We start from the raw sequence: 15,602 nt of genomic DNA, 5'->3' as shown, positions 1-15,602 counted from the left end.
CCCTCGACGTGATCGACGGGGCGACGATCAAGCCGCTGATCGGCGACGACGGGCGCGCGCCCGAGCCGCCCGACCCGGCGTATCAGCAGGTGTTGCACGGCGTCCCGGCCGCCGACTTCTCCGCCGACGAACTGCTCTACCTGCCGCGCAACGCCCGCACCCACCGGCTCTATGGGCTCAGCCCGGTCGAGCAGGTGGCGCTGACGGTCAACATCGCGCTCCGACGCGAGGCGGCGACGCTCGACTATTATCGCACCGGCAGTTCGCCCGACGCCTTCGCCACCCTGCCGAAGGAATGGACCGTGGACCAGATCCGCTCCTTCCAGGACTATTTTGATGCGCTGATGAGCGGGAATTCGGCGCGGCGGCGGATGCTGAAGTTCATGCCGTCCGAGTTCAAGCTGATCGAGACCCGCCAGCCGCCGCTGAAGGACCAGTACGACGAGTGGCTGGCGCGCGTGATCTGCTACGCCTTTTCCGTCCCCGCGACGCCGTTCGTGGCGCAGGTCAACCGGGCGACCTCCGAGACGATGCGGATGCAGGCGACGCAGGAGGGGCTGTTGCCTCTGAAGAGCTGGATCAAGAACGCGCTCGATTCCGTGATTCAGGGTTTTCTCGGCGAGCCGGGGCTGGAATTCGTCTGGGTTGGCGACGATGCGGTCGACCCGCTGCAGCAGGCGCAGACGCTGCAAATTCTGGTCTCGGCCGGGATCAAGATGCGCGAGGAGGCGCGGGCGGAGCTCGGGCTCGGAGGGGACAAGGCCGGCGCGGGATTGGGGAAGTACAACCACAACCACGACGAGGCCGGGAGGTTTTCGACGGCGGCGGATGCGGTCAACCCTGGCGCTGCGGAGCCGGACGGGAAACCCAAGCCGAAGGGGGTGCAGGTCGCGAGCTTGGACAATATTGCACCGGATGCGAGCGTTGACGGAGGGACTGCGAACGAAGCTGCTGTCGCGGCGACGAACCCCGATGCCGGAGCGGCAGCAACGTCGAGGAACAAACCGGCTTCCGCCCAGGAATACACAATCGTCAATGGCGTACCTTCCGATGCAACGTCCTACACGACGGGCGACGGAACCCGGTTTTATGCGCCACCCGACGCCGACTTCCGTCAGGTCTATGCGGCAGGGCGGGCTAACGGCCGAAACATAAATGCTGCCAGGTCCGCAATCGGCGCTTCCTGGACTTACGCTTTTCAGAGAAGAGACGGGACTTTTTACTCAGCTTATACCGATGCATCTAATTACGCGGTAGGCGTATACATGGCTGGCGCGGGCTATTCTTATACAGAGACGGTCCTGGGTGGTACGGCTTACGCAATGAGACATTCATCGAACTGGGAGTCCGGTTTCCGTTATCACATTGAATGGTGGACAAAGGGCTGGAACGGCGCAACAATCGGTTCCGGCCCATTTTCTCATCGATGAAGCACCTTAAGAACGATGAGCGACTCGAACACTCAAAGAAACCGCGCCCTCTTGTTCCTGATGCTTGCCAACGTGTCCGCGGTGTCGCTTTTTCTTTATTTTGGATCGCAATTGTGGGCCCCACCCGGGCAGGAAGGCCTGTGGGGCGGGCCGGGAGACCCAATATTATGGACATTTCTCGCTTTTCCTTGGCTTTTCGTTGGAGCGCTCGCCAATATTGTCGTCATTCCAAGAATAGTGGCTGAGGTTTACTATAACAGAGACCTTCCTCTGTTATTGATATAGTGCGTGTTTGTTCTCATTTTCATCTTGGTTTATTTGTACGACGACTCTCGTCAATTCAACGGTAGTCTCGTATCGGATTATCCCCATACTTCTAAATGAACCGGGTGAGAAAATTCTCGTCTGCGTCAATAGGGCCTACATGTGCTCCCTCTTGAAATACGCGGGCGCGCGACATGTACGAGATATGCACTCTCTGCGCCAATGAGTTTGCAAGCCGCTGATCGGCGACGACGGGCGCGCGCCCGAACCGCCCGATCCGGCCTTCCAGCAGGTGTTGCACGGCACGACCTCCACAGAGGGACTGGTTATGGAAATACCTCCTCCTCCCGAATTCTATTACCTTGGCTCATGTTTCACGCGGGAAGACGCCCGCTGGGGCAGGAACAATTTTCCAGAGTGGGCGAAACAGGCGATCGCTATGACCCAATTTCCGCCTGCCAACATCGACACTCTGAAGGCGTTCTTGGATCAAATCCTGTCCTCACCGGACGATGCATACGTCGATTCAATGTGGAATTTGATGGGTCCAGGAAGGTTGGTGTTCGTGAGCGGCGGCGGAAACAGCGGCGGTATTACCCGCCAATGGTTTCAAACCATTCGTGACCTGTTGGACACGGTAGAGGTCAAAGGCGTGGAAAGAAGACTCTGACCGGGAGACCTCACGGCCCTCGATATTGGCGGCCTTGTCGGCCAAGGTGGGAAATTCGATTATCAGCGCCAAGGGGGGATCTCTTATCAAGCATACACAGATGCAAGCAATTATGTCGTCGGTGTGGTCATGAATGGGGCCGGATACTCGTGGCCTGTCACCGAGTTGATCGCTGGGGGGGGGTTGCGGAAACAATGTCACATCAGGGTTGGACAAATCGCCAAACACAATGGTGGCAATACGGCTATACGGCAGCTCATAGTGGAGAATTGTCGGCAAAGAGACATTGAAATGTTACAGTACGGAAGGGCCGTTCGAGCCTTTTTTACACATACATCGGTCGCTTTGGTTGCCGTAATTGGCACGGCGATCTATGATCGCATGCCATGGGATACGTATAGCTGTGTGAGCGATTTTCATGATCTCTCACAGAACGACCTTGGCGATGAAATTCAAATGCGGTTGACGCTATGCGGAGGAATAGCGTATTCTAATGATGTAACGCTGGAATTCAAGGCGAAAGGTCACGAGCGCGGCGAAGCATTTTTCGCATATGAAGGAGGTCCTTCAGACCCGGAAATAATTTGGTCATCTGACAACGTTATTACAGTCAGGCTTTCTGACATTGGTCAGATTTCCAAAAAACTGGACCGAATCGGTAGAATTCAAGTTCACTACGAGATCGGCCGTCAAGCGCAATAGGCCGTTACAACGGGTCTTGACGAAGGTTGCGAACATCGCGCCGCGGCCAATTGAGCCTATGAGGCACCGCCCGACACGGCAGTTGGTGTTGATGTCAATCGGTGTGGAGGCTCAGATGAGCGAGGCGCCAAAGAATATCGTTACGGACGAGGACATTTATGCAAATAACTACCACTATTTCTATAATTCTTTGTTAATCCTCAGCGAAGATTCTGAGGCACAATGCCAAGTGATGGGATTTTACAACGTCGCATGGGAGATACGGGACGATATGCTTAATAGCGGCTACACAGTTCTAAACACATCGCCGCTGCAACTGTCGGACGATCAGAAAAATTGTATCCGCCGACTACTCGAACGCGTAGCGGACATACCCAAATCGATCTTTAACGTGCTAAACTCGAAGGACGCTCAATTGCGGGCAATGAACGATCCGGCATGGGTCCCATTAAGAGAAGAGGCCAAACAGGTAATCTCTATTTTGACTGCAGAGACTGATCGAGTGAACGCAATTCTCGACATCGAACATTCATAGCCCCCGACGTGCGGACGGGCGCCCGAGCCGCCCGACCCGGCCTTCCAGCAGGTGTTGCACGGCGTCCCGGCCGCCGACTTTTCCGCCGACGAGCTGCTGTACCTGCCGCGCAACGCCCGCACGCATCGACTCTACGGCATGAGCCCGGTCGAGCAGGTCGCCTTGACGGTCAACATCGCGCTGCGGAGCGAGGCGGCGACGCTCGCGCTCTCGAACGAATAACGCCAAGACAACACCGAGAGACTAATAATGGAAATGGCTACTCCTCCCGAGTTTTACTATCTCGGATCGAGCTTTATCCGTGATGACGCCCCTTGGGGCTGGAACAATTTTCCTGAGTGGGCCAAGCAAGCTATTGCTCTGACGCATCTTCCGCCTGACAAGATCGTGTCCCTGAAGGCATTCTTGGATCAAATCCTGTCCTCGCCGGACGATACATATATCGATTCGATGTGGAATGAGATGGGTGTAAGCACAGTACACTTGAGCCGTGGTGGAAACAGCGGTGGTATAACCCGCCAGAGGTTTAAGACCATTCGGGAACTTTTGGACACTGTCCAAGTCAAAAGTCTTGAAGGCAAGTCTTGACCGAGACCTCTATGCCCTCGACGTGATCGACGGGGCGACGATCAAGCCGCTGATCGGCGACGACGGGCGCGCGCCCGAGCCGCCCGACCCGGCGTATCAGCAGGTGTTGCACGGCGTCCCGGCCGCCGACTTCTCCGCCGACGAACTGCTCTACCTGCCGCGCAACGCCCGCACCCACCGGCTCTACGACCTGAGCCCGGTCGATCAGGGATTGACAGAGGCAATTCGTCACTTCCGCAAGCGCGCCTCCAGTTGGTGAGCCGATCGAGCAGGCGCGAGCAAAGCCGTGCTGCCACAACCCGCTGATCGCGGTGGGATGAACAGGACACTCCCAACGGCGTGCGGCTGATTACGGAGACCCGGCCGTCCCGGACTTTCTGGCGGCGACCTTTTCCTTCAGCTCGAGCTGAAATGCCCGGCGCTGCCTAGCAATTTCGTACAAGACGATCCCGGACGACGTTGCGAGATTCAGACTCTCGACAATTCCGTACATCGGAATGTTGACGCAAAGCGCGCTGCGCTCGATCGCCGCCGTGCTGATCCCGTTCCTCTCGTTGCCGAACCAGACCGCGAGTTTGCTGTAAATCGTATAGTCGAATTCGTGAAGCACGGCGTTCTTGCATTCCTTTCTGTGCGGCGACGTGACGATCGACACGAATCCCTTTTTGTCGAGATGATCCATGCAGGCGGTGGTATCGGGAAAGACTTTGACGAAGCTCCATTTGATTGCGGAGGCCGATATCGCGTTGAGCTTCGGCTTTGAACGCATCTCCTCCCACGTTTCTGGCAAGATCTTTTTGGCCGTCACGACGTAGGCTTTCTCGACGCCGAGCGCGTTGACGTTTCGGATGATGGCGCCGACATTGCCAATGTCGTCGGGATTTTCGATAACAGCAACCAGATTCTTGCAGCGAAAGCTCTTGACCTTGTCCGCTCGGGCGCGAAGCGTCGGCTTCGATTTTCGGGCCTCGTCCATGGCGCGGCGCTTCCTTGCGTGATCCCGGCTGCGACGCCGGCGCGAATCTGGAGATTATGGCGCCGCCGACCGGCGCAGGGAACCCCGTTTCCCGAGGTGGAAATGCGGGCGCGTCGAAAAGACTCCAACGGCTTTGGCGGACGAGCCCGTGGGCCCGGACCAAGGCCGAGCCGATATGGTCTATTCGCCGCCTCCGCGGCGCGGCCGGGGCGCACACCACGGTGACCGACATGCAGGATCAGTTCGAGGAATTTTTACCGGCGCTTTCGCCCGAGTTGCTGGCGCGCGCCTACCGAATCCCCGGTGAAGTCGCCTGGACGAGAGCGGACGCGATCGCAGCGATCGACGGTCTGGAGAAGGCGGGCTGGCGCATTCTCGGCGTCGAGGTCTGGCTTCCGACTTTGCCAGGTCCCACGATGACGGGCTGGTGGTGGGATTGCGAGCGAGTCTGGGGGCCGCAGACCGCGCAGGATTATGTCCGGACTTTCCAGTGGGGCGCGGACGACCCGATCTCGTTGAAGGAGGCGGAGCCGTTCTTCAACCTCACGGTCTAATTCGAACGGACCCCGAAGCGCGCCCGGCGCAACCGCGACCGGCCTCGCCCTGCTCCGTCCCGGCGCCGCCGGCGGACGCCGGCCGTCACGCCGCCCGCTCCCGGGCGAGGGCGGCGCGGCAGAAGGCGAGAAACGCCGCGTGAAAGGCGGCGGGGGTGTTGAAGAACGGCGCATGCTTGCCGTTCTCGATCGCCACCAGATCGTGCGGCCATCCCTCGGACCCGGTCAGCGCGCGCAGGTAATCGTGGTTGAGGAACGGATCGTCGGCGCCGTTGATGATGGCGAAGGGCAATGCGCCGCCGCGCAGCATGCGCATCTGGCGCGGCCAGTTGACGACCGTGATCTTGGTCATCATGTAGGCGCGCGCCCGGCCGTCGGTGCGGGTCAGATTGCGGTGCAGATAGGCGCTTTCCGGCGACTTCGGCGCGGTGGCCGACCCGGCGTAGGCGGCGGCCTCGCGGCGGGTGAAATAGGGCTTGCCGGCCAGAATGAGGTGCGAGGACGCGTCGTAGCCCGCGGCGAAGTCTTCCGGCGCCACGGCGAGCGGCGAGGTCCCGCAAATCGCGAGGCCGGCGAGCGGGACATGGCCGCGCGCGGCGAGCTCGAGCGCCACATAGCCGCCGAGCGACCAGCCGAACACCAGCGGCCGCGCGATCCCGCGCGCCGCGATCACCGCCTCGGCGACCTCGGCGTAGGCGGGAACGTTGTAGGTCGTCTCGGGATCGGCGTTGGTCGAGACGCCGTGCCCGGGCAGGTCGAAGGCGACCAGGCGAAAATCGCCCCTGAGCGCGGAAAACTGCTTGGCGAAAGCCTCCTTGCAGGCGGAATTGCCGTGAATGAACAGGATCGCCGGCTTGTCGCCGCCGGTGTCGGAGACCGCAATCCGTCCGTGCCGCGTCGCGATCATGGTTTCGGGGGCGCCGCCCATGCGCGCCTCCCGCTCGCCGCGGCCGCGGCGGCGCGCGAGCGCGGCGCGCGCCGCGGTGCGCAGCGCGTCGAGGCGCTCCCTGAGCTCCTGGATCGCCGCCCACAGGCCGCCCGGATAGAAGGCGACGACGAGGATGATCAACACGCTCATGGCGATCTCGCGCCACGGCCCGAAATCGACGATCGCCTCCGACAGGAAGGTGATCGCGAAGGCGGCGACGATCGGCCCCCACAGCGTCGCCGCGCCGCCGACCAGAAGGATCGACAGCATCAGCGTCAGGAAACTGAGCCCGAACACGTCGGGCGAGGCGACGCGGACATAGCCGCCGTAGACGGCGCCGGCGGCCCCGGTGAACAGCGCGCTCGCCGCCAGCGTGATCAGCCGGGTGCGGCCTTCCGAGACGCCGCGCGCGATCGCCAGATATTTGTGATCGCGCAAGGCGACGATCGACCGCCCGACCGGGGAGCGCACGACCGCATAGAGAAACGCCGTCGACAGGACGAGCAGCGCCAGCGCCGTGTAATAGTAGCCGATGCGGCCGTCGCGAATGAAACTGTAGCCGCCGAGTTTCAGCGCCGGCAGGGAGACGATGCCCGAGGTTCCGCCGGTCCATTGCGACTGGCTCACCGTCACCTGATAGAGGAGCTGCGCCACCGCGATCGTGACCAGGATGACGTAGATGCCGTCGAGCCTGAGCACCGGCAGCGCGATCACGGTTGCAACCAGCACGGCCGCGAGTCCGGCGAGCGGGATCGCCAGCCACGGCGAGAGCCCCAAAAACTTCACCGTCAGCGCGAAGGTGTAGAGGCCGACCGCGAACAGCGCGCCATGGGCGAAGTTGAACAGGCCGCCGAACCCGAGGCTCAGGTCCCAGCTCGAGGCCACCACCGCGAAGATGAAGGACAGGATCAGCAGATGCCGGGCGTAGGGGTTCGTCACCACCAGCGGAAGCGCAGCGAGGACGGCGAGCGCGATCAGCGCCGGCCAGAAGCCTCCGGTGCGATGGAACGGCGGATCGTAACGCATCAGACCGACCTCTGCCGGCGGCCGAACAGACCCTCGGGCTTCACGATCAGCACGAGGATCATCAGGCCGAACAGCACCGCGGGCGTCCAGTAGAGGCCGACGTAATAGGTCGAGAACGCCTCGATCATGCCGACGACGAAGGCGGCGTAGATCGAATAGGTGAAGCGCGCGACGCCGCCCAGAATCACGACCACGATCGCCTTCTGGAGCGGATCGTCGCCCATGTTCGGCGACATGAACCGGATCGAGGCGATGAAGATTCCGGCGAGGCCGGCCACAGCCGCGGCCAGGCCGAAGGTGAGGGCATAGAGCCGGTGGACGTCGAGCCCCATGAGTTGCGCGGCCTCGCGGTTCTGCGCGACCGCCCGCATCGACCGGCCCGTGGCGGTGCGCAGCAGGAACCAGGCGAGCGCGGCGAGCGTCGCGCCGACCACGACGACCATGATCGCTTCCTGCGAACGCAGGTGGACGAGGCCGAACGACAGCTCTCCCCCCGCGGCCGGTTCGATCTGCTTCATGCGCGGGCCCCACACCACGTTCAGGAGGTTGGTGAGGATGGTCGCGCCGGCGAGCGTGGTGATGACGGTGAGCAGGACGATGTCCTTCTGGCGCTCGAACGGGCGCACCAGCACGAACTGGGTGGCGACGCCGAGGAGAAACATCGCAGCGACCGCGAGTCCCGCGCCCGGCAAGTAGCCGAGCCCGAGGCCCGCCGCGCTGCCGAACTGCCACGCGAGATAGGCGCCCACGGCGATGAAGGCGCCGTGGGCGAAGTTGAAGATGCCGAGCGTCGTCCAGACGATCGCCAGGCCGAAGGCCATCAGGGCGTAAAGCACGCCGAGCGCGACGCCGCTGATCAGGATGGAGACGAACGATTGCAGATCCATCGCCTTAGCGCGCCCCTCCGAACATCTGCGCCATGACGGCGTCGTGGTCGGGAATGTCCGCGCGCGCCATCGCGGCGGAGATCGATCCGTGATCGAAGATGTTCAGGACGTCGACGAGGTCGCGCAGGAATTCGATGTCCTGATCGACCAGGATGATCGGCACGCCGGTGGCGCGAATGGCGTGAACCGCGTCGGCGAGTTCGACCCTGAGTTTCGGCGACAGTCCGAGCGTGGGTTCGTCCAGCATCAGAAGGCGCGGCGCGGCCAGCATGCCGCAGGCCATCGCCAGCATCTGGCGCTCCCCGCCCGACAGGAAGCGCGCCTTCGACTGGCGACGCGCCTTGAGTTGCGGAAACAGCACGTAAGGCATGTCGACGTCGGCCGCTCTGCCGCCGGCGCGCGCGGCGGTGACTGCGACCGACAGCGTCTCGGCCACCGTCAGCTCCGGGAACAAGGGGGAGCCCTGCGCGACGTGAACGAGGCCTGCGCGCGCGACCCGGGTCGGGTCCATCCGGCGGCGAACCAGAATGTCGTAGTTGAGGTTGCGCGAGCTGCGGCTGCGTCGCTCGCCCGGCCTGTTGAGGACGACGCCGTCGAAGATCACGTCGCCCGACCACGGGTCGATCAGCCCGCTGATGGTTCTCAACAGCGTCGTCTTGCCGTGGCCGTTGGGGCCGAACAGACCGACGCAGGCGCGATCCTCGACCACGAGGTCGACATCGCGGAACACCTGTACCGGCTCGTAGCCGCCGCTGAGCCTCTCCACTCGCAGAAGCGCGCTCACGTTTTCTTCCCGAGATAGGCTTCGACGACCGCGGGATTGGCGATGACCTCGGCCGGCGTTCCGGAGGCGATCACGGCGCCCTGGTCCATCACGATCAGGCGGTGCGACACCGCCGTCAGCAGCGGCAGCACGTGTTCGATCAGGAGAATCGTCATGCCGGAGTCGAGGAGCCTGGCGATCAGCGCGCGAATCCGCTCGATCTCCTGGGGGGTGAGACTCGACGCCGGCTCGTCCAGAAGCAGCACGCGCGGTTCGAGCGCGAGGGCCGAGGCGATCATGACGAGCTTGCGCAGGAAGACCGGAAGCTGGCCCGCGAGCGCGTTGTGCAGCGTGGCGGGAAAGCCTGCGCCGTCCAGGGCCCTCTCGGCGAGCCGCAGCCGGGCGGCGAAGCCGCGCGCCTTGCGCGAACCCTCCGCGGCCAGGAGCACGTTGTCGATCGCCGACAGGGACGGAAACACGCTTTCGCGCTGAAAGGTGCGGGCGACGCCGAGCCGCGCGATTGCGTGCGCCGGGACGGAGTCCAATGGCCGGCCGTCGAGCAGCACCGTGCCGCTGTCGGCGGCGAACGGCACCTTGGTCAGAAGGTTGAACAGCGTGCTCTTGCCGCTGCCGTTCGGCCCGGCGATGCCGAGCGCTTCGCCCTCGGCGACCGCGAGATCGACCTCGGCCACCGCGAGGAGGCCGCCGAACGCCTTCGACAGCCCCCGCGCTTCCAGAACATGCGACGCCAACGCCTACGAGCCTCGACTTGCCGGGGTCACTTGATCCACGGCGGCGTCTGGAAGGCGCCGTTGGCGTATTTCGCCGGGGCGACGAGCACGCGCTTGCTGTCGACGATCTGCCAGAAGGTGGTCGGGACGTAATCGTCGCCGGCCAGCGCGACATGGGTCTTGGGGTCGAACTTGATCGGTCCGGCCGCCGAGTTCGACGCCTGTTCGCCGATCGCCAGGCCGATCGCCTTGTGGTCCTTCGGGTCCCCGACCTTCTGCAGCGCCTTGAAGTAGAGGTTGGCCATTTCGTACAGGCCGACGCCGTAGGCCCCGCTCTCGACGCCGTACTTCGCCTTGTAGGCGGCGAGCAGCTCCGGCCCGCGCGGCCATTTCGGCGAGTCGAGCACGCCGCCGATCAGGTCGTAGAGGACGCCCGTCGATTGCGGACCGGTGAGCTTGATGAATTCCGGCACCGACGGGGCGTATTGCAGGAAGACGACGCTGTTGGTCGGCTGCTCCAGGAACTGCTTCAGGAACAGCGCCGAATTGCCGGGCAGGTAGTCGGCGTTGACGATGACGTCGGGCTTCGCGCTGCGCACCTTGGCGAGGATGGCGCGCCAGTCGCCGACCTCCCCGAAGGGCACGATCTCGTCGACGACGATCTTCCACCCGTCGGCGCCGAACACCTTCTTCATCCCCTCGGAGATGGTCTTCGAATAGGGATTGTCGGACGAGACGATGGCGATGGTCTTGTCGGCGATGTTGGCCTTGCCTTCCGCCGCGAACGCCTTGAGCGCCGGCAGGAGATCGGTGGCGTAGCCGCCGAAGTCGGCGGTGTAGGACCAGCAGCACCAGTAGTCCTCGGGCGCCTTGCCGATGATCGCCTCGACCGACGGCGACGGCCCGGCGGACAGGTACGGCAGGCCGTATTCCTTGAACAGGTCGATCTCGAACATCGACAGGGCCGCGTAGCCGGTCAGGACGACCTCGACGCCGCTGGTCTGCGCCAGCCGCTCGACGGCGCTGGTGACATTGGCGGCCGAGCCATCCTTCACGTCCGCCGGAACGACCTCGAACGTATAGCCGGCGACGCCGCCGGCGGCGTTGGCCTCGTCGGCCGCCCATTTCACGCCATTGACGAACTCTTGCCCATCGGAGGCGCTCGGCCCGGTGAGGGGCGCGAGCACGCCGATCTTGATCGAGCCGGCGGCGAACGCGGCGCCCGGCGCGACGGCCCCGCAGATCGAAGCGGCCAACAGGGCGCAGGCCGACAACGCTTTCAAACTCGCCATGGAACTCCCCAACGGCTGATGCCATTGCGGCGAGCTAACGGGCTTTTCAGATCGAAAGAAACTGGTAAAGTTTATAAAAGAAGTGGTCTCGAAGAAGTGATGCCGGTTCCTGCGTCGTCTCCCCCGACTGCCCGCGAGGCGACCTCGTTCGACGATCTACGCGCGCTCGCCCATCGGTTCGCAGCCGGCCTCGGCTGCGACTACTTCGCCTATCTGGCGCTGCGCCCGCCGGCGGGCGCAGCGCACAGAGGCGAAATTCTGGTGTCCGACTATCCGCCGGAGTGGCAGGCGCGCTACCTCTGCCGCCATTACAAGTACCATGATCCGGTGGTGACGCTGGCCCACGACGCGCGCGAGCCCTATTCCTGGGGTCACGCCGGTTTCCTGTCGGCCTACGGCAAGGGCGCGCGGCGGGTGTTCGACGAGGCGACTGAATTCCGCATCCTCGAGGGCTGCGCCGTGCCGACCGCGGGGGTGGCGGGCGACGCGGGGGTGTTCGGCGTGACGCTGTCGCACCGCGGCCAGGCCCGGCAGATGCTGCGCGACCGTGACGACCAGATTCAGCTGTTCGCCGCCGACTTCCACGCGGCGGCGGTCCGGATCGCCTATGGCCCCGAGCGCAAGGCGAGACTGGAACTGTCGCCGCGGCAGCGCGAGGTGCTCGCGTGGACCGCGGAAGGTCTCAGCAGCGAAGCCACGGCCGAGCGCATCGGCATCACCGCCTCCGCCGTCAATTATCACCTGACCGCCGTCTGCCGGAAACTCGGCGCCGCCAACAAGGTGCAGGCGGTCGCGCTCGCGATCCGGCGGGCGCTGATCTGACCCGCGGACGTCCAGAAATAATGCGCCCTGCGATTTCTGTTTTTCCTTGACCCCTAACTCGGCTCGTGGCATAGTCTGACACAATGGAGAGCGTGGGCGCCGAGGCGGCCCTGTCTCCCTTCCCAGCAAGACTTCCCAAACCTGCCCGCGCCCGCGGCCCGAACGGGCGCGTTCCGGCGCGCCCGACCGATGGAGCAGCGCGTGACCTCGCTCGACCTCTTCCTGCCCCTGCACAAAGTCGACCTCGACCGGCGGCTCGTCACCGGCGTCGCCACCGCCGAGGCGCCCGACCGCTCCGGAGAGATCTGCGACTACGTGAGCTCGAAGCCGTATTTCGAAAAGTGGTCGGCGGAAGCGCTGGCGGCGAGCGGCGGCAAGTCGATGGGGGCGGTGCGCGCCATGCATGGCCGGATCGCCGCCGGCAAGCTCACCGACATCGCCTTCGACGACGACGCCAAGCGCATCGTCGTCGAGGCCAAGGTGGTCGACGACGACGAGTGGCGCAAGGTGCAGGAGGGCGTCTACACCGGCTTCTCGCAAGGCGGGCGCTACGTGAAGCGCTGGCCGGACGAGGACACCGGCCTCGTGCGCTACACCGCCGAGCCGCACGAGATCTCGCTCGTCGACCTGCCCTGCCTGCCCGACGCCACCTTCGAGGTGGTGAAGGGCGGCGTGGTCGAGAAGCGCGCCTTCGCGACGCCCGACCGCCAGACGGACGCGGCAGACAGCGTCGCGACGCTGGACGGCGCCGGGCCGATCGAGACCGCGGAGGACGTCGAGAACGCCGTGCGGGACTGGCGGCGGAACGGCGAGCTGCCCGAGGTCAAGGCGTACATCATCGCGCGGGCCACGGCGATCGGCGCCGAAAGCGCATTGCCGGAGGGCTGGCGGACGCCGGAAAAGGCCGTGTCCGCGGCGCCGAAGCTGCGGGCCGAACCGGCCGCGGCGCTGGAAAAGGGCGCCGCCGCGCTCGCCGCGGCAGCCCGAAAACTCGAACGCGCGGCCGACGAGAACGCCCGCCTCGAGAAGGCGCTCGCCGGCGTCCAGCCGGCGCTCGCCGACCTTGTGAAGCGGGTCGCGGCGCTCGAAGCCCAGCCGCTGCCGCCCAAGGCGGCGCTGCGGGCGGTGGCGAAGGGCGCCGACGGGGCGGCCGAGGCGCCCGGCGCCGACGAGGCGATCCGGCGCCTGGCGGCGCTGCCGCCGGAGGCCCGGGCGCTGGCGCTGACGAAACTCAGCCTGACCAACCCGCTGCGCTACTGAGCGGGAATTTTTTCGCCAGCGGTCGCGCCGAAGCGTCGCAAGGCGCCTCCCCGGGAGCGGCGGCGTCTCGCCGCCGGAGCGCGGGACGCGCTCCCTCCCACGCAAACCCCCGCATCGACCGCACAACCCCCATCCCGGTGAACGCAACCCGACACGAATCGCCGGCGCCCGCGGCGCCGGCGGCGCGGCGGCAGGAAGGCTCGCGGGCCATCGCCTCGCTCACGGCGGCGATCGGTTCGACCGCGACGCCCCGGCCGCCGCGCGACCCTTTCAACGCGTCGTCGCCCGTCAGGACGGCCGCGAAGCGGCGCGGTCCGGACGCCGGCAGGCGCCGGCCCGGCGACGCGGCGGCGCCGTTCCGGCTCGCGGGAGGAGAGGCCAGCATGAACCCGGAAGCCTTCCCGATCGCCGACGCCCCGTCGCTTCGCCGCAGGCCGGGCGCCGTCACGGTCTCACTCGACGGCGAGGCTCTGACGCTCGGCGGCTTCGTCATCGGGAAGGCCGGGAAGTTCGACGAACCGCGCGCCGCCGCGCTGCTGGCCGCCGCCTACGGCGCAGCGCTTTCGCCGTCCGCGCTCGCTTACCTCCGCGGCGCCGTCCGGAAGCGGCGCGAGGGCGAGATCCCGCTGGCGCTGACCTACCTGGCCCTCGCCGGCCTGCCGCCGCTCGCCGACCCCGCCGCGGCTCTGGAGCGATTGTCGAAATCCGACGCGCTGATGGAGGCGGGCGTCGCGCCTTCGGCGATTGTCGCAGCGCTGGCGCCGCGGCATGTCGACCTCGCCCGCGCATACAACCCCGATCAGCCGCGCGTGCCCGCCGGCAACGGGGAGATCAGCGGCCAGTGGACGAGCGGGGACGCGGGCGGAGCGACCTCGGGCGCTCGACGTGAAGGCGCAACGCCGGCCGGGCAAACCGCTCAAACGCCGGCCGTGCAGTCTACGCCTGCCGTTGACAATTCGACGGACTGGACACAGTATTTTTCTCTCATCGGCGCTGCGCAGGCCGCACAACGCGGCGGGCGCCCCTTCAATGGCCGGGGGCCGAACGACCAACATCAGAACGGCGTGAATCAAGCCATTCAAGACTATCGCAATGCGGGTTTCGAGATTCCCTCGGACTCCGCGACAAATGTGACCATTGACGGCTTCGCAACCCCACGCGTTTACGATTTTGTGGCGCATGATCCCGTCACAGGCGTGTACTTTGGTGTCGAAGTGAAGACGACCATGTATGACACGATCTTTTTCGACCGCTCCCAGGTGGAAAAGGATGTCGCGCTCTATCAGGTGGGTGGCGGCTACGCACCCGCGATTAAGCAGTCCGTCACCCGCGTGGCCTATGAAACCTACTGTACGGGCTGTCGTTTCTTCAATTTCCGTACAATCTATCTCGCCGACAGACTGTATCAGGCGGGAATTGCCATCACGCCTCACTCGCGCCCTTGATTAGGCGCTTGCGGCAGGAGATCGATGCATGAAGGCTCCTTCCGAAACCGGCGCTGGGCGCCGCGATCCGCCGGCCGACCGCGTCGTGCAGGCGACGCCTCAAGAGAGAGGCCATCAAATCGTCGGGCCCTTGATGGTCGTTCCGGGGGCCGTCTCGGACGCCGAGCGGGCGCGGGCGAGACGGATATTCGAGGCCACATTCGGGGCCGCGGGGCCCGCCGAGCCCAAGGAAGCGGCGCCGGAGGATTCGAATATCGATGTCGGCGAGGGGAAAGAAAAGCGGGTCAAACTCGACCCGCTGCTGGCCGACGCCTTGGCGAAGGTCGGATATCGCCGCGTGGCCAAGTTGGCGTACCGGGCGGAGCGGAGCACCGACGACGTCGAACACGTTCTGACGTTCGACACGTATGGAACGCCGAATATCTACCTGCGCGGCGATGCGGGGCTACGCGACCGGCAGGCCGAGAATTTTGTCAATTCGCATCAAGATCAATACCATCCCGCACTCGTCACGCGGACGCTGCGCTCGACTGGCTATCGCGATCCGCCCTGGTTTTGCGCCATGCATTTCTCGCTCGGCGCCATCGCCGAGTGGGGGATTCAAAGTTCGCTCGATACGACGCTGTTTTCGCGCGACGAACTCGCCCGAAAGGTGCAAGAGGCCGTCCAGGGCAAACTCGCGCCCTATGTCGGCGACATCACCACCACCGCCAAGCTGCTGGAGTTTCT

General features: G+C 64.7%; 18 protein-coding genes. 12 read left to right on the top strand and 6 right to left on the bottom strand.

Features of this window, described 5'->3' with window-relative positions; all coding sequences use genetic code 11:
* The 7 genes from DFR50_RS08195 to DFR50_RS08185 form a co-directional block, all read left to right on the top strand.
* Positions 1 to 1,430 (top strand): phage portal protein (locus DFR50_RS08195; RefSeq protein ID WP_113888706.1); only part of this gene is annotated, 1,430 nt, incomplete at its 5' end.
* 703 nt (positions 1,431 to 2,133) lie between these two features.
* Entirely contained in the window at positions 2,134 to 2,364 is a 231-nt protein-coding gene (locus DFR50_RS08190; RefSeq protein WP_113888705.1) for a hypothetical protein, read from the top strand.
* Positions 2,365 to 2,655: 291 nt separating this feature from the next.
* Positions 2,656 to 3,066, top strand: a complete 411-nt coding sequence (locus DFR50_RS31280) for a hypothetical protein (protein ID WP_147262691.1) — start codon at positions 2,656 to 2,658, stop codon at positions 3,064 to 3,066.
* A gap of 115 nt (positions 3,067 to 3,181) precedes the next feature.
* The gene (locus DFR50_RS31275; protein WP_147262690.1) at positions 3,182 to 3,601 is read left to right on the top strand and encodes a hypothetical protein; all 420 of its coding nucleotides are present in this window, start codon (positions 3,182 to 3,184) and stop codon (positions 3,599 to 3,601) included.
* 51 nt (positions 3,602 to 3,652) lie between these two features.
* Complete coding sequence (locus DFR50_RS31985) at positions 3,653 to 3,823, top strand: hypothetical protein (protein ID WP_170153106.1); 171 nt, start codon at positions 3,653 to 3,655, stop codon at positions 3,821 to 3,823.
* A gap of 27 nt (positions 3,824 to 3,850) precedes the next feature.
* Positions 3,851 to 4,189: a hypothetical protein gene (locus DFR50_RS31270; RefSeq protein WP_147262689.1), complete on the top strand. Its 339-nt coding sequence runs from the start codon at positions 3,851 to 3,853 to the stop codon at positions 4,187 to 4,189.
* Positions 4,173 to 4,448 (top strand): hypothetical protein, encoded by a 276-nt coding sequence (locus DFR50_RS08185; protein ID WP_147262688.1) that lies wholly within the window; start codon positions 4,173 to 4,175, stop codon positions 4,446 to 4,448. Before DFR50_RS31270 ends, DFR50_RS08185 begins: the two co-directional genes overlap by 17 nt.
* Before the next feature lie 90 nt (positions 4,449 to 4,538).
* Here DFR50_RS08185 and DFR50_RS08180 read toward each other — a convergent pair whose 3' ends face one another.
* The gene (locus DFR50_RS08180) at positions 4,539 to 5,165 is read right to left on the bottom strand and encodes a TrmH family RNA methyltransferase (RefSeq protein ID WP_113888703.1); all 627 of its coding nucleotides are present in this window, start codon (positions 5,163 to 5,165) and stop codon (positions 4,539 to 4,541) included.
* 221 nt (positions 5,166 to 5,386) lie between these two features.
* Between DFR50_RS08180 and DFR50_RS08175 the strand changes: the two genes are divergently transcribed.
* Positions 5,387 to 5,719 (top strand): hypothetical protein, encoded by a 333-nt coding sequence (locus DFR50_RS08175; RefSeq protein WP_113888702.1) that lies wholly within the window; start codon positions 5,387 to 5,389, stop codon positions 5,717 to 5,719.
* 85 nt (positions 5,720 to 5,804) lie between these two features.
* Here the strand turns inward: DFR50_RS08175 and DFR50_RS08170 are convergent, their stop codons facing one another.
* The 5 genes from DFR50_RS08170 to DFR50_RS08150 are packed head-to-tail and all read right to left on the bottom strand — an operon-like array spanning position 5,805 to position 11,346.
* The gene (locus DFR50_RS08170) at positions 5,805 to 7,673 is read right to left on the bottom strand and encodes an alpha/beta fold hydrolase (protein WP_113888701.1); all 1,869 of its coding nucleotides are present in this window, start codon (positions 7,671 to 7,673) and stop codon (positions 5,805 to 5,807) included.
* A complete protein-coding gene (locus DFR50_RS08165; protein ID WP_113888700.1) occupies positions 7,673 to 8,560 on the bottom strand; it encodes a branched-chain amino acid ABC transporter permease in 888 nt (295 codons plus the stop codon). The genes DFR50_RS08170 and DFR50_RS08165 overlap by 1 nt, the downstream gene beginning before the upstream one ends.
* A gap of 4 nt (positions 8,561 to 8,564) precedes the next feature.
* Positions 8,565 to 9,344 (bottom strand): ABC transporter ATP-binding protein, encoded by a 780-nt coding sequence (locus tag DFR50_RS08160; RefSeq protein WP_113888699.1) that lies wholly within the window; start codon positions 9,342 to 9,344, stop codon positions 8,565 to 8,567.
* Positions 9,341 to 10,075, bottom strand: coding sequence for an ABC transporter ATP-binding protein (locus tag DFR50_RS08155; RefSeq protein ID WP_113888698.1), 735 nt, complete (start codon positions 10,073 to 10,075; stop codon positions 9,341 to 9,343). Before DFR50_RS08155 ends, DFR50_RS08160 begins: the two co-directional genes overlap by 4 nt.
* A gap of 26 nt (positions 10,076 to 10,101) precedes the next feature.
* A complete protein-coding gene (locus DFR50_RS08150; protein ID WP_113888697.1) occupies positions 10,102 to 11,346 on the bottom strand; it encodes an ABC transporter substrate-binding protein in 1,245 nt (414 codons plus the stop codon).
* Positions 11,347 to 11,445: 99 nt separating this feature from the next.
* On the opposite strand from DFR50_RS08150, the gene DFR50_RS08145 reads away from it, so the two are divergent.
* The 4 genes from DFR50_RS08145 to DFR50_RS31980 form a co-directional block, all read left to right on the top strand.
* Positions 11,446 to 12,168 (top strand): helix-turn-helix transcriptional regulator, encoded by a 723-nt coding sequence (locus DFR50_RS08145; RefSeq protein WP_170153105.1) that lies wholly within the window; start codon positions 11,446 to 11,448, stop codon positions 12,166 to 12,168.
* Positions 12,169 to 12,369: 201 nt separating this feature from the next.
* Positions 12,370 to 13,428, top strand: a complete 1,059-nt coding sequence (locus tag DFR50_RS08140; protein WP_147262687.1) for a hypothetical protein — start codon at positions 12,370 to 12,372, stop codon at positions 13,426 to 13,428.
* 383 nt (positions 13,429 to 13,811) lie between these two features.
* Positions 13,812 to 14,873 carry a hypothetical protein gene (locus tag DFR50_RS08135; RefSeq protein WP_147262686.1) on the top strand — a complete coding sequence of 354 codons (1,062 nt, stop codon included), beginning with the start codon at positions 13,812 to 13,814 and terminating at the stop codon, positions 14,871 to 14,873.
* Positions 14,874 to 14,958: 85 nt separating this feature from the next.
* The coding region (locus DFR50_RS31980) for a hypothetical protein (protein WP_170153104.1) at positions 14,959 to 15,602 on the top strand (644 nt) is incomplete at its 3' end.

It is taken from the genome of Roseiarcus fermentans (genome assembly GCF_003315135.1).
GTDB lineage: Bacteria > Pseudomonadota > Alphaproteobacteria > Rhizobiales > Beijerinckiaceae > Roseiarcus > Roseiarcus fermentans.
The sequence above is the reverse complement of the archived record's forward strand: the minus strand, read 5'-3'. Positions and strand labels throughout refer to the sequence as shown.

Excerpts from the sequence above, each read along its gene's own strand:
- DFR50_RS08135 (WP_147262686.1), top strand. The coding sequence starts at position 13,812 with ATGAACCCGGAAGCCTTCCCGATCGCCGACGCCCCGTCGCTTCGCCGC.
- DFR50_RS31280 (WP_147262691.1), top strand. The coding sequence starts at position 2,656 with ATGTTACAGTACGGAAGGGCCGTTCGAGCCTTTTTTACACATACATCG.
- DFR50_RS08150 (WP_113888697.1), bottom strand. The coding sequence starts at position 11,346 with ATGGCGAGTTTGAAAGCGTTGTCGGCCTGCGCCCTGTTGGCCGCTTCG.
- DFR50_RS31275 (WP_147262690.1), top strand. The coding sequence starts at position 3,182 with ATGAGCGAGGCGCCAAAGAATATCGTTACGGACGAGGACATTTATGCA.
- DFR50_RS08190 (WP_113888705.1), top strand. The coding sequence starts at position 2,134 with ATGACCCAATTTCCGCCTGCCAACATCGACACTCTGAAGGCGTTCTTG.
- DFR50_RS08170 (WP_113888701.1), bottom strand. The coding sequence starts at position 7,673 with ATGCGTTACGATCCGCCGTTCCATCGCACCGGAGGCTTCTGGCCGGCG.
- DFR50_RS08180 (WP_113888703.1), bottom strand. The coding sequence starts at position 5,165 with ATGGACGAGGCCCGAAAATCGAAGCCGACGCTTCGCGCCCGAGCGGAC.
- DFR50_RS08165 (WP_113888700.1), bottom strand. The coding sequence starts at position 8,560 with ATGGATCTGCAATCGTTCGTCTCCATCCTGATCAGCGGCGTCGCGCTC.
- DFR50_RS08145 (WP_170153105.1), top strand. The coding sequence starts at position 11,446 with ATGCCGGTTCCTGCGTCGTCTCCCCCGACTGCCCGCGAGGCGACCTCG.
- DFR50_RS31270 (WP_147262689.1), top strand. The coding sequence starts at position 3,851 with ATGGAAATGGCTACTCCTCCCGAGTTTTACTATCTCGGATCGAGCTTT.